We start from the raw sequence: 13,188 nt of genomic DNA, 5'->3' as shown, positions 1-13,188 counted from the left end.
TTAGTGTTCAGCAATCGCTAATGATTGACTCACAACCGCCCATCATTTTAACGTTTTGTTAAGAATGTAAGGGACGGTTTCATGATGAAAGCACCGCTGGCGCGTGCGCTGTTGATAGCAGTGGCCGCGGGATTATCCTCTGCGGCTTCCGTGCAGGCGGAAAACAAGGGTAGCCTGTCCATGGTGACAGGCGGCGTAACATCGCAGCCCATTGGACATTATGAGTTCTGTCAGAAATACGCAGCCGAGTGCAACGTGCGCAACAAGTTGACCGCTCCGCCGCGCGTTACAGATTACGGCTGGAAGCTGGTTCGCGAGATAAACGCATCCGTCAACAACAGTATCATCGCCATGACCGACCAGGAAATCTATGGTCGCGACGAAGTCTGGGAATATCCAACCACGGCTGGTGATTGCGAAGATTACGTTCTTCTCAAGAGAAAGATGCTGATTGAAAACGGCTTTTCCGTATCGGACCTTCTGATCACCGTAGTTCGCAAGCCGGATGGTGAAGGCCATGCTGTTTTGACACTGCGGACCACAGAAGGCGATTTCATCCTCGACAACCTGTCGGATGATGTGAAGCTGTGGATGAATACACCTTACACCTATCTCAAGCGCCAGGCCTCGTTCAACACGGGCCGCTGGGTGTCCATCGAGGATGGACGCGATGTTCTGGTTGGCGCTCTGAAGTAATTTTAGTTCACCAAAAAGCCTGCGAAAGCGGGCTTTTTTTATGGCTTTGCCAAAAGGCCTGATGCGATATGCTGAAAGGCATCGACCGCCTTGGGAAAGGCCTCTTTGGGATTTTCCGCTGCAGCGATCCACAATGCGGCATTGAGCACAGCACCATTCAACAGCCAAGTTGCGGCCTCGGCGTCGACTTTTTTGAGGGTGCCATCGTCAATCAACTGCTGAACGGTTTTTTCAATCCGGCGCAGACAGGCGGTCTGATTGGGCCATTTGGCGGGATCGCCCAGAACCGCCGGACCATCCAGCAGCATGATACGCTGGATTTCAGGCTCCAGGGCCATTTCGATATAAGCGGTACTTTCAGCAAGCAAGGCGAGCCAAGGCGTTGCCGCACCCTCCTGCACGACGCGCAACCGTGCCAGCATCTCACCATCAATCTGGTCGATGACGGCCCATAGGAGGCCCTTTTTGTCACCAAAATTGTGATAGAGTGCACCACGGGTCAATCCGGCTTCGGCCGTCAGATCGTCCATGGATGCGGCGGCATAACCCTTTGTTGCAAAAGATTTTCGAGCAGCAGTAATGAGCTTGGCGCGGGTTTCTTCAACCATCTGGGCACGTGTTTTCGCAGCCATTCGGCTCTCCTGAATTTAACATACGGTCCGTATGCGTATTGACATACGCAATGTATGTTAACATATATTGACATACGGGCCGTATATCAATGCTGCGTCCCGCTCAGTAAAGCAATGAAAAATCGACCGATTTATCCAAGAACGCCACTGCGTAACGCAGACCCGTGTTCTGGGATTGGACCAGTGCGTTTTAAAAGGAGCACACAATGACCAAGCGCGATGCTATTTTCCCTGCCAGCAGGCAAGAACTCTATGAAATCAACGGTTATTCCGCAGCAATCCGATCCGGTGATCTGTTGTTTGTGTCCGGCCAGGTCGGCAGCCGTGAAGATGGATCTCCAGAACCGGATTTCGAAAAGCAGGTGCAGCTTGCTTTCGACAATCTCAAAGCGGTCCTGAAGGCAGCAAACAGCAGCTTTGATGACATCGTCGATGTCACGACATTTCACACCGACCCTGCCAACCAGTTCGAGGTGGTGATGGCCGCCAAAAACAAGGCCTTTCCGGAAAGGCCATATCCGAACTGGACCGCTGTCGGGGTCAACTGGCTGGCCGGTTTCGACTTCGAAATCAAGGTCATTGCCCGCATTCCGCAATCGAACTGATTGTGTGTTCGCGGTAAAGCACGTGGGGTATTTACGTGCTTTACCGGCCTTGCCCGCCAGCCTTCAGCACCCAGTGCCGAACGGTCCTGTGCGACAAGCCTTGGCGAAAAAAGCCATTTTTTCTTGAAACGACCGGAACTGGACCCTATCATAGGGGCCAGTTTTAATGCTTACAGGACGTGTGCAATATGGATTTCAACCCAGCAACAACTGCCATCACTTTTGTTGTTAATGGGAAAACTCCACTCCATGTCCGCATCCATAACACTCCAAAATATAAGCTGGTCGACGCCTGAGGGACGCTCCCTCTTTTCCGATCTGACTTTGAGTTTCGACGCTGAACGAACCGCTCTGGTTGGTCGCAACGGTGTCGGCAAGTCCACGCTTTTGAAGCTGATCGCCGGCGATCTGCAGCCCTTGACGGGCGATATCTCGATCTCCGGAACAACAGGTGCCATGAGGCAGGTTGTTCAGGTGAATGACGGCGAAACACTTGCCGATCTGTTTGCGGTGTCGGGGGCCATCAATGTTCTGCGCCGTGCAGAGGCAGGTGATGCAACACTGGAAGAACTGGCAGACGCAGACTGGACACTGGAAGACCGCATGCGGTCGGCACTGGAACTTGTCGGCCTCGATGCCACCGCTGAAACGGTCCTGTCTTGTCTGTCTGGTGGCCAACGTACCCGCGCAGGTCTGGCCGCACTGGTGTTCAGCCAGCCGGATTTCATTATTCTCGACGAACCGACCAACAATCTCGATCAGGACGGACGGCAGGCGGTTATCGATTTTCTGGCCGCCTGGCGCGGGGGAGCACTGATCGTCAGCCATGATCGTACGCTGTTGGAGACCATGGATGCCATCGTCGAGATAACCTCACTTGGCACCAAACGTTATGGCGGTAATTGGAGCCACTATCGCAGCGCCAAGGCTTTGGAACATGCAGCCGTAGAACATGACGTAGCTGAAGCCGAAAAACAGCTGAACGACGTGGCACGCAAGGCGCAGGCAAGGGCCGAGGCCAAGGCGCGCAAGGATGGTGCGGGCAAGCAGAAAGCCGCCAGGGGCGATCAGCCGCGCATCGTTCTCGGCGGCATGAAAAGCCGCAGCGAAGGCACAGGCGGTAGTCAGGCCCGTCTGACAGAGCGCCGTCAAGCTGAAGCAAACACAGCGCTTGATAGTGCCCGCCGCCGTCTGGAAATTCTCCAGCCGCTGTCGGTTTCCATTGCTTCGACCGGTCTGCCATCAACAAAATTGGTGTTGCAGATGGAGGCTGTTACAACAGGTTATCAAGCGGAAACGCCAATCCTGCGCGACGTCAGTTTTGCGATCACTGGACCGGAGCGGGTTGCCATCACAGGCAAAAATGGCTCGGGAAAATCGACATTGTTGTCGCTGGTCACCGGAGGTTTAAAACCCTCGCAAGGGCAGGTCCGCGTGTTCACGCAATGGGCGATGCTGGACCAGAGGGTCAGCCTGATGGATGGCTCGAAATCCATTCTCGATAATTTTCGCCACTTGAACCCGTCGTGTGACGACAATGAATGCCGCGCCGCTTTGGCGCGCTTCATGTTTCGTGGCGATGCCGCCCTGCAGGTGGCGGGAGCGTTAAGTGGCGGCCAGCTTCTGCGTGCCGGTCTGGCTTGCACGCTTGGAGGCTCGACGCCACCGCCGTTTCTCCTTCTGGATGAGCCGACAAACCATCTCGACCTCGAAGCGATCGAGACACTGGAAGCCGGTTTGAGCGCCTATGACGGCGCCCTGCTGGTGGTCAGCCATGACGAGATGTTCCTGGAAGCAATCGGCATCAATCGGTATCAGCCATTGCCGATGATGATGCCAGCTGCCAACACCAGCGATCCACCCAGCACCACCTGAAAAACCGCCCGCATGAATGGCGTTTCCATGAAGCGGTTCTGGATGAAGGCGATGGCCCACAGTTCAACGAACACGACAATGGCAGCAATGGCTGTTGCCGTCCAGAAATGCGGAATGAGGTAGGGCAGGGCGTGGCCGAGACCGCCAATCGCCGTCATGATGCCGGAGGCGAGGCCGCGTTTGAGCGGAGAGCCTCGGCCGGAAAGCTTGCCATCATCATGGGCTGCTTCGGTGAAGCCCATTGAAATACCGGCGCCAACCGAGGCAGAGAGACCGATCAGGAAGGTCTGCCAGGTGTCCTGCGTGGCAAAGGCGGCGGCAAAAATGGGCGCCAATGTCGACACTGAACCATCCATCAGGCCCGCCAGACCGGGTTGCACATAGGTCAGCAAAAACTGACGTTTTGCGGTGTCCTGCTCTGTCTCACCCTCGCCATTTGCCAGATGTTTGTCTTCCAGCATTTGGGCAATGTCCTGATGTCCACGTTCCGCATCGGCCAGATCGCCAAGCAGCTTGCGGGTGTCTGCGTCGGAGATGAGGGTGATGGCACGATCGTAAAAATTCGCGGCCTGTTCTTCCATCAACTCAGCCTGCATGCGGATTTTCTCAAGCGGCAGGTTTTTGACCAGCCAGTCCGGTTTGCGATCATAAAAACCGCGCACGTGATCGCGGCGGATCAGTGGAATGTTGTCACCGAACCGGCGGACATGCATATCGATGAGCATGTTGCGGTGGGTATTTTCCACCTCTGCCATATCATCGAATATTTTTGCCGAAGCCGGAAAGTGCTCTCGCAAATTGCTGGCATAGGCCCGGTAGATACGTGCGTCATCCTCTTCACTTGAAATGGCCAGCGCCAGGATCTCCTGCTCACTCAGCGAAGAAAAGGCACGTTTAGAGGCGGGAAGCAGGGCACTCAGCATGGGAATTTCCTAGTTTAGAATTATTCTAATAATAGAGTGAGTGAATGCGCGAGGCAAGAGGTGCAAAACGCCGCATTGCGAATATTCCCTGCGGGGGCCATATCAGACGCTAAAATGCACCATGAAACACGACAACCACGCCGAGGCCCGCATGAGCGATGATCTACAGGCAAAAGCCGCCCACAATGCCGAAATTCAGCGCCGTGCCGAAGGCGATATGGCGAGGATTGGCGTCGATGCGGCTTTTATCGATCATCTCGTGGAGACCTTTTACGGCCGGGTTCTCGCGCATCCGCAGCTTGGTCCGGTATTTGATGGCCGACTGAATGGTCGCTGGCCGGAGCATATGGACAAGATGAAAAGGTTCTGGTCGGCAATCGCCTTCAAGAATGGCGGTTATGCCGGCAAGCCGGTGCAGGCCCATGTCGGGTTACACGGCATGACAGCAGACTTATTTCCGCAGTGGCTTGCGCTGTTTTCCGCAACGCTGAGAGATATTGCACCCAGTCATGAGGCGCATGACTGGTTCATGGCAACGGCAGAACGTATTGCCCGCAGCCTGACACTGTCATTGTTTTACAATCCCGCCCTTGATGACCCGGCGCGCAAACGGGGCTAATCGATCCACCAGAAAAAGGTCACGCCCCTAGAATAAAGGCGTGACCCTGTTTTCCTGCCCGTCATGGCTTGGGATAGGGCCATTTCCAGTTCTGGATTTCCGGCATGTCCTCACCATGTTCGCACACGAAAATCTTGTGCTGCATCAGTTTTTCCTGCAGCGCCGTCACGACATGCGCTGCCTTTTCTTTCAGGACAGGCAATCGGTTTATCGCCTCGATGGCAAGGTGATAACGATCCAGCTCATTCATCACTGCCATATCGAACGGTGTTGTTGTGGTACCCTCTTCGATAAAACCGCGAACATGGAAATTCGGATGGCTGGTGCGTTTGTAAACCAGCCGGTGAATGAGATAGGGGTAGCCGTGATAGGCAAAGATGACCGGGCGATCTGTGGTGAAGATCCGGTCGAACTCCTCGTCGGATATGCCGTGCGGATGGTGCTGCGGTGACTGTAGTGTCATCAGATCCACGACATTCACCACGCGAATGCGCAGATGTGGCAATGCCTGCCTCAGCAGGTCAACAGCGGCGAGTGTTTCCATGGTCGGCACATCACCGGCGCAGGCCATGACCACATCCGGCTCCAGCCCGTCTTCCGTGCCGGCCCATTCCCAGATACCCAGACCTGCCTCGCAATGACGCTCTGCCTCTTCCATGTTCAACCACTGTGGGGCCGGTTGTTTGCCCGCGACGATCACGTTCACCCGATCCCATGTTTTCAGGCAATGGTCGCCAACCCAAAGCAGGGTATTGGCATCCGGCGGCAGATAAACACGAACAATTTCCGAGCTTTTATTGGCGACGAGATCGACAAATCCCGGATCCTGATGGGAGAAGCCATTATGGTCCTGTCGCCAGACATGCGAGGTCAAGAGATAGTTGAGCGACGAAACGGGCTTTCTCCATTCCAGCTCTCTTGATACTTTCAACCACTTGGCATGCTGGTTGAACATTGAATCCACAATGTGGATAAAGGCTTCGTAGCATGAAAATAAACCGTGCCGCCCTGTCAGGAGATATCCTTCCAGCCAGCCCTGGCACTGATGTTCGCTCAGCACTTCCATGACGCGACCTTGCGGCGCAAGATGGTCATCCGACTCCAGTGTTTGTGCCATCCAGACCCGGTCGGTGGCTTCAAACACGCTGCCCAGACGGTTGGATGCGGTTTCATCCGGACCAAAAATACGGAAGTTTTTTGCGCTTTCATTTAGCCGGATAACATCTCGTAAATAATCGCCAAGCACCTTGGTTGCCTGGCCCTCCGTGCCGCCCGGTGTGGTGACGGATACGGCATAGGTGCGGAAATCCGGTGTATGCAATTCCTCGCGTAACAGCCCGCCATTGGCATGTGGGTTGGCGCCCATGCGCCGCTTGCCCTTGGGAGCCAGCGCTTTTAGTTCCGGTTTCAGGCTGCCATTGTCATCGAACAGGTCGGCTGGGTCATAACTTTTCAGCCAGTCCTCGAGAATTTGGCGATGGCCAGCATCCTGCCGGCAATTGGCCACCGGCACCTGGTGCGACCGCCAATGGCCCTCGACAATCTTGCCATCCACCACTTTCGGACCAGTCCAGCCCTTGGGCGAACGCAGAATGATCATTGGCCAGCGCGGACGTTCAGAGGCATCCTTCGCTGCATGCTGTTTGATGGATTGGATCCGGTCAAAGATCGTATCGAGCGTTGAAGCCATTTGCTGGTGCATGGCATCCGGTTCATGTCCCTCAACGAAAAACGGCTCGTAACCGTAACCGGTGAAGAGATGGGTGAGTTCTTCGTCGGACAGACGTGCCAGCACGGTCGGGTTGGCAATCTTGTAACCGTTGAGGTGCAGGATGGGCAGTACGGTGCCATCCGTTGCCGGGTTCAGGAACTTGTTTGAGTGCCACGCCGTTGCAAGAGGCCCGGTTTCCGCCTCGCCATCCCCGACCACGCAGGCAACAACCAGGTCAGGATTGTCAAAAGCTGCGCCATAGGCATGCACCAGCGCGTAACCCAATTCACCACCTTCGTGAATGGAGCCGGGTGTTTCCGGTGCTGCATGGCTTGGAATGCCGCCGGGGAAGGAAAACTGTTTGAACAGTTTCAGCATCCCGCCTTCATCTTCGGTAATGTCTGGATAGATTTCCGAATAGATGCCTTCAAGATAGGTGCTGGCCACCATGCCTGGACCGCCATGTCCGGGCCCGCAAATATAGATGATGTTGGCATCGCGTGCGTTGATGATGCGGTTGAGATGCGCATAGATGAAGTTGAGGCCCGGTGTGGTGCCCCAATGTCCAAGCAGGCGCGGCTTGACGTGTTCTGCCAGCAAAGGCTCTTTCAGCAGTGGGTTGCCGAGCAGATAGATCTGACCAACCGATAGATAATTGGCGGCGCGCCAGTAACGATCGATAAGCGACAGTTCCTGCGCCGTCAGTGGGATTTCACGGGATCGTGCCTTTGTTGCCTGCGTCATACGCGCTCCTTCACTCTGTGATTTTGTGGAGCGTTGCGCACCGACAGGTGCCGCAATCTGCTCCAGGAATTTCACTGTGACGCACCAATCCTGATGCAAGAGCTGAGATGTTCAGTGCACGGATTGGCGCAGTTCCATGCGCAGAAGACACCGCTTGGACCGGCTTCTCCTTGACGCAAATCAAGTGGCATTGTCGTTGGACTCTGATTAGCGTGCGAAGGCTACAATCTTATGGCGCAATTTTGCAACCCTCGGCTGTTGAAAATTTAGTCGCGCAACAATCGAAAAACAAAAGCTGCTGTTGCGAAAGGATCGTTTTTTCCCTTGAAGCAACGAACAAGAAATGGTTAGTAGCCATTGGGAGGCGTACTGTACGGTTCGCCTAGTGGATTCCGTAATAATAAGGCAAACCGATATGGATCGCAGATCATTTATTCGCAATGCAGGCGCTGTTGGCGCGGGCGTCACTGCAACCGCTCTGGCCGCTCCGGCCATCGCTCAGGAAAACCCGAAGATCACATGGCGCATGACGTCATCCTTCACCAAGGGTCTGGATATCCTGTTTGGTGCAGGCCAGATTGTGGCCGACCACGTGAAGGAAGCAACGGGCGGCAATTTCACCATTCAGCACTTCGCCGGCGGCGAAATTGTTCCGGCGTTGCAGGCGGCTGACGCAGTTACGGCTGGTACGGTCGAAATGGCTCATACCTGCGCCTATTATTACGTGGGTAAAGACCCGACCTTCGCCCTTGGTACGTCCGTTCCATTTGGCCTGAACGCACGCCAGACCAACGCCTGGTTCAACCAGGCGGGTGGCAATGAACTGCTCAACGAGTTTCTTGCCCAGCACAATATCTATTCCATCCTGCTTGGTAACACCGGCGCGCAGATGGGTGGCTGGTTCCGCAAGGAAATCAATACTATTGATGACCTGAAGGGTCTCAAGATGCGTATCGCCGGTCTGACTGGTCAGGTCATGCAGAAGGTTGGCGTCACGCCGCAGCAGATTGCTGGCGGAGACGTCTATGCCGCTCTTGAAAAGGGTACCATCGACGCAACGGAATTCGTTGGTCCTTACGACGACCAGAAGCTCGGCTTCTACAAGGTCGCAAAGTATTATTATTACCCTGCTTGGTGGGAAGGCGGCCCGGCCGTTCACGCTTTCGTCAATCTGGAAAAGTTCAACAGCCTGCCGGAAAACTACAAGCGCATTCTGAAAGATGCTTGTGCCGCCGGAAGCGCCAGCATGCTGGAGCGTTATGACGCTCAAAATCCGAAGGCATTGAAAGAACTGGTAGCAGAAGGGGCGGTTCTGCGCCCATTCAGCCAGGAAATCCTTGATGTTTGCCACAAGGCAGCACAGGAAACCTATGCTGAAATCTCTGCCAGCAACCCGGCCTTCAAGAAGATCTATGACAGCCAGCAGGCGTTCAAGAAGGACGCTTATCTGTGGGCGCAGATCGCTGAATACACCTATGACACCTACATGATGATCCAGCAGCGCAACGGCACGCTGTAATCATTGGCGGTGATTTTTCATGCGGTCACCCGGTTTGCGCCGGGTGACCGTTTTTGTTGGAAGACACCAGTTTCCACACCTCGCGCTCGCGCCAGGCCACCGGGCTCAAGCCAGTGATGCGGCGAAATTCTCGGTTGAAATTGGATTTTGTCTGAAAACCGGAATCCAGCATGATCGAGGTCACGGACTGATCGGTTTCTTCCAGCAGGCGGCAGGCCTCGCGAATGCGCAACTGATTGACATATTGCGACACATTCATGTTGGCGGAACGGTTGATGGCATTGGAAATCTGTCGGCTGGGAATGCTAAGACGCCGTGACAAGCGGGACAGGTTGAGGTTTTCGTCGCGGTAAAGCCTGTCCTTTTCCATGACCTGTTCAAGCTGCCCCATTACATCTCGATCTTCCGTTGTTGGCAGGGCAGGCGTATCCGCCGTATCGTTTGCAGAGGTTTCCGGTTCGGCCTTGCTGCCGCCGGCGACCGATGCCGTCAGACCGATCAGAAAGAGGCCAAGAAGATTGGCATTGCTGACGATGGCGGCAACATTTTCTCCACGGCTCCACTCGAAATCCAGAAGCACGATCAGGTCGAAACAGGCTGACAGGCACAGCGCGCCAGCGGCAATGTAAAGTGCGCGATGGGCGGGAACGACGCTGGCAAAACGGGCTTCATCAAGCCCGTCAGGGCCAGAACGACCAAGTGCAATAATGGCAACGGCATAACCGACAAATAGCGCGATCAGCGCAAAATCGATGGCCAGCGGATAGGTCAGCATCAACACGATGATCGCCAGAGGAGCGAGGATGATGCCGCCCAGCGTGACATTTTGGGCGGTCGCTTGATCATTCATCAGGCTGCGAAAACTGGCATAAACCAGTGGCGGCAGGCAGCCGGCAATCACTGGCAGCACATAACGAATGTGCTCAACGCCATAACCCCAGCGCAGACCAACCGAAATGGATTGAACGATGCACAGCAGGATCAACACCAGAAACGGGCGATTGGCTTTGGTCTTGTCACGGCTTCTGATCAGGGCAAACAGTGTCAGGCCCAGCAGCAATGCGACAACAAAAGGCAGGGGAATGAACAGCACGTTGCGGACCTTGAAAAACGGAATGTCAGGTTAGAACAGTGGTGAGCCCGTCGAAACCGCCTGCCGCTGCAAATTTCAATTTACACATCGATAGCCGCAAAACTCGCGTTTTCCGGTGCATCGATGTCATCTCATGGACCAGATCACGTTCCGGCACGACCTCAAACACGATTTAGGACGCTAAATATCTGATTTTCGCCAGCATGGGCCATCGTTCATCCAACTCAACGAGGTTTTTTCATGCGGTTTCAACTTTCCATCGCGGCCCTATTTATGGCCTGTACAGCCAGCTCAGGTGCCTTTTCAGCAGACCCGGTCGGTGTGCGCAACATCAGTATTTTCTCCCCTCAGCGTAACAGCAACCTGGAGGTGACGGTGTGGTACCCATCAACGGAGGATGGCGAAAAAACACTGGTTGGCGATAACAGGATTTTTGAAGGTTCGCCGGCCTTCAAGGACGCCACCATCAGAGCTGGCCAGTTTCCGATCGTCCTGTTGTCTCACGGCTCCGGTTCACGGGTGGAAGGCATGGCTTGGATTGCGGTGAAACTGGCTGAGGCCGGTTTCATCGTGGCTGGCACCAACCATCCCGGCACCACAAGCGGTTATTCGACACCGGAGGACACACCGAAAATCTGGGAGCGTACGCAGGGCCTCTCAAACCTTGTCACCAGCCTGACGACCGACAAGGCCTGGATGTCCTCGGTCAGCCAGAGCAGTGTCGGGGTCTTGGGTTTTTCACTGGGTGGTGCGGCGGCCATGGAAATTTCCGGCCTGCGTGCCGATCTCGATTCCTTCGTGAAATATTGTGAAGACCATTCCGACATGATGGATTGCCGCTGGTTTGCCGGGGGGCGCGGTTATGTGAACAACGAAGCGGTCTCCGTGCCAAAACTTGACCTACGCACCGTCGACAAGGCACGTTTTGAGCAATCCAACCGAGACCCGCGCATAAAGGCGGCGGTTCTTGTCGATCCTGGCCTGGCAACGGTCATCCAGCCTGAAAGCATCAAGGATGTGGCAATCCCGTTGACCTTCATCAATCTCGGCGATGAGGGCAAGGTTCCTGTTGGCGTCAAGGCGGATGAGCTATCACAACAGATTTCCTCGGCAGAATATGTTCGGCTTGGCGGTGCCGACCATTTCAGCTTTCTGCCGGTTTGCAAAAAGGACGCCAATGCTTTTCTTCAATCCATTGGTGAGTTGGACCCCATTTGCAGCGACGCCGGTCTGCGGGATCGTGCTGAAATTCATCAGGAGCTGATTAAAACCATTGTCGATGCCTTCACCGGCGCCCTGAAAAACGGCCATTGAGCCGAGCGCACTAAAACGAAACGCCGGGCAAACCCGGCGTTTTGTCATGCGATGCGCTTGTAAAAGATCGTCGTGCCGCAATACCGGCCATCGGGGAACAGGGCGTAATCGGGCACCACACCGACCCTTTGCCAGCCGAAGCGTGGATAGATGGCCTCGGCATCGCTGCCGGTTGCCGTGTCGAGCACCAGAAGGTTGCGCCCGCGTTTGGCTGCTTCTGTTTCCACCGCATCCATCAGCAGGCGGGACAGACCTTGCCCGCGTTGCGAGCGATGAATGAGCAGTTTCATCAGGTCGCCGCGATGTGGCTGGTTTGGTTTTGACGCTAGACCCACCTGAACGGTTCCGACAACAACGCCGTCAACCTCTGCGACAACATGGATGATCTCGCCCGTATCGATACCGGCCGCGACATTTCGCCAGAAGTCTGTCCCGTCTTGCGGGGTAAAGGGCAGCATGAAACCAACCGATGCCCCGTCATTGACGCAATCTGACAGAACCTCGCACAGGTCAGGCAGGGCGTTTAATGTATCTGCTGAGTCAAGAATTCGGATTGTTGCCATAGGGACCTGCCGGTGATTGTAAAACGATGGGACTGTCGTTGAAAAATTTGAGACGTGCTTGATCCGCGTGTCAGCGCGTTCGTCGGTCCAGAACCACGCAGTAGCGGGCCGGTCTGTCGTCGGGATTGTAAAAACTATGCCCTTCGCCGACCGGCATGAACAGGCAGTCGCCCGGAGCTAGCAGATGCACGTCCTCCAGTGTCGTCATCTCAAGCGCGCCTTCCAGCAACCAGACATATTGGCTCATACCGTGAGAGGCGGCATGTGGGGGGAAACTGACTTTAGCACCAACTGGAAACTCCACCTCGACAATATCAACATCCGAGCCGACACGCGGTGGTGAGATGGCCCGGCGCACATATCCGGTTTCCGGATCCTGCCAGAGTTTTTGCTCGGATTTTCTGACCAGCGGAGAGACAGTTTCGTTTTCAGCAAAAAAGCCTGACAGCGACAGGCCAAGCGCTGCACAGATCCGTGCCAGCAGCGACGCTGTCGGGCTGGCTTCACCCCGCTCAATGCGCGAAATCATCGCTCGGCTGACACCGGACGCCATGCTGAGCTGGTCGAGCGTCATGTTGTTTTCGGCACGCAAGGTGCGAACCCGCTCGCCGATTGATTTTTCGAGAATGTCGCTTTCCATATCCATGACAAGAGAGTTGCATTCTCTTATGATGGAGTCAATGGATATTATAATGGAACTAGAAGGTGCGCGAACCCACACTTACGCGGGTTCGCCGTAGTCGATGAACTTACGCGCCGACCTGAGCAATCCAGTCGTTCAGATTATAATAGTTTGTTACCCGGCTAACTTTGCCGTCCTTCAGTTCAAAGAAGGCGCCTGCTGGCAATACGTATTTCTGGCCATTGGCCTCCGGCAGGCCCTCATCGGTCACC

The 13,188-nt window shown here is 55.1% G+C and carries 11 protein-coding genes and 2 pseudogenes; 6 read left to right on the top strand and 7 right to left on the bottom strand.

Annotated features, from left to right (window positions below):
* Window positions 1–81 precede the first annotated feature (81 nt).
* Window positions 82–696 carry a transglutaminase-like cysteine peptidase gene (locus tag RT613_RS12070; protein WP_313615626.1) on the top strand — a complete coding sequence of 205 codons (615 nt, stop codon included), beginning with the start codon at window positions 82–84 and terminating at the stop codon, window positions 694–696.
* A gap of 38 nt (window positions 697–734) precedes the next feature.
* Here RT613_RS12070 and RT613_RS12065 read toward each other — a convergent pair whose 3' ends face one another.
* Window positions 735–1,328, bottom strand: a complete 594-nt coding sequence (locus RT613_RS12065; protein WP_313615625.1) for a TetR/AcrR family transcriptional regulator — start codon at window positions 1,326–1,328, stop codon at window positions 735–737.
* Window positions 1,329–1,534: 206 nt separating this feature from the next.
* On the opposite strand from RT613_RS12065, the gene RT613_RS12060 reads away from it, so the two are divergent.
* Together RT613_RS12060 and RT613_RS12055 are read left to right on the top strand one after the other, a co-directional pair.
* Window positions 1,535–1,933, top strand: a complete 399-nt coding sequence (locus RT613_RS12060; protein ID WP_313615623.1) for a RidA family protein — start codon at window positions 1,535–1,537, stop codon at window positions 1,931–1,933.
* Window positions 1,934–2,182: 249 nt separating this feature from the next.
* A complete protein-coding gene (locus RT613_RS12055; RefSeq protein WP_313615621.1) occupies window positions 2,183–3,808 on the top strand; it encodes an ABC-F family ATP-binding cassette domain-containing protein in 1,626 nt (541 codons plus the stop codon).
* On the opposite strand, the gene mbfA is transcribed toward RT613_RS12055, so the two are convergent.
* A complete protein-coding gene (gene mbfA / locus RT613_RS12050) occupies window positions 3,748–4,731 on the bottom strand; it encodes an iron exporter MbfA (protein WP_313615620.1) in 984 nt (327 codons plus the stop codon). The two genes, RT613_RS12055 and mbfA, sit on opposite strands and share 61 nt — an antisense overlap.
* A gap of 151 nt (window positions 4,732–4,882) precedes the next feature.
* Here mbfA and RT613_RS12045 point away from each other — a divergent pair, with 151 nt between their 5' ends.
* The gene (locus tag RT613_RS12045; RefSeq protein ID WP_313615618.1) at window positions 4,883–5,350 is read left to right on the top strand and encodes a truncated hemoglobin; all 468 of its coding nucleotides are present in this window, start codon (window positions 4,883–4,885) and stop codon (window positions 5,348–5,350) included.
* A 61-nt stretch (window positions 5,351–5,411) separates the two neighbouring features.
* Here RT613_RS12045 and RT613_RS12040 read toward each other — a convergent pair whose 3' ends face one another.
* Complete coding sequence (locus tag RT613_RS12040; RefSeq protein ID WP_313615616.1) at window positions 5,412–7,805, bottom strand: phosphoketolase family protein; 2,394 nt, start codon at window positions 7,803–7,805, stop codon at window positions 5,412–5,414.
* A 415-nt stretch (window positions 7,806–8,220) separates the two neighbouring features.
* Here RT613_RS12040 and RT613_RS12035 point away from each other — a divergent pair, with 415 nt between their 5' ends.
* Window positions 8,221–9,324, top strand: coding sequence for a TRAP transporter substrate-binding protein (locus RT613_RS12035; RefSeq protein ID WP_313615615.1), 1,104 nt, complete (start codon window positions 8,221–8,223; stop codon window positions 9,322–9,324).
* Here RT613_RS12035 and RT613_RS12030 read toward each other — a convergent pair.
* Window positions 9,325–10,417, bottom strand: a pseudogene (locus RT613_RS12030) (helix-turn-helix domain-containing protein).
* A 240-nt stretch (window positions 10,418–10,657) separates the two neighbouring features.
* Here RT613_RS12030 and RT613_RS12025 point away from each other — a divergent pair.
* Window positions 10,658–11,731 (top strand): dienelactone hydrolase, encoded by a 1,074-nt coding sequence (locus RT613_RS12025; protein WP_313615613.1) that lies wholly within the window; start codon window positions 10,658–10,660, stop codon window positions 11,729–11,731.
* 44 nt (window positions 11,732–11,775) lie between these two features.
* Here RT613_RS12025 and RT613_RS12020 read toward each other — a convergent pair whose 3' ends face one another.
* The 3 genes and pseudogenes from RT613_RS12020 to RT613_RS12010 all read right to left on the bottom strand — a co-directional run.
* Window positions 11,776–12,294 carry a GNAT family N-acetyltransferase gene (locus tag RT613_RS12020; protein WP_313615611.1) on the bottom strand — a complete coding sequence of 173 codons (519 nt, stop codon included), beginning with the start codon at window positions 12,292–12,294 and terminating at the stop codon, window positions 11,776–11,778.
* A gap of 70 nt (window positions 12,295–12,364) precedes the next feature.
* Window positions 12,365–12,934 (bottom strand): helix-turn-helix domain-containing protein, encoded by a 570-nt coding sequence (locus RT613_RS12015; RefSeq protein ID WP_313615679.1) that lies wholly within the window; start codon window positions 12,932–12,934, stop codon window positions 12,365–12,367.
* A 109-nt stretch (window positions 12,935–13,043) separates the two neighbouring features.
* A pseudogene (locus tag RT613_RS12010) lies at window positions 13,044–13,188 on the bottom strand (isopropylmalate/homocitrate/citramalate synthase); the annotation flags it as partial.

The sequence above is a fragment of the Agrobacterium sp. genome (assembly GCF_032092815.1).
GTDB lineage: Bacteria > Pseudomonadota > Alphaproteobacteria > Rhizobiales > Rhizobiaceae > Agrobacterium.
Note: the sequence above shows the minus strand (reverse complement) of the source record. Positions and strands in the feature narration are given on the sequence as shown.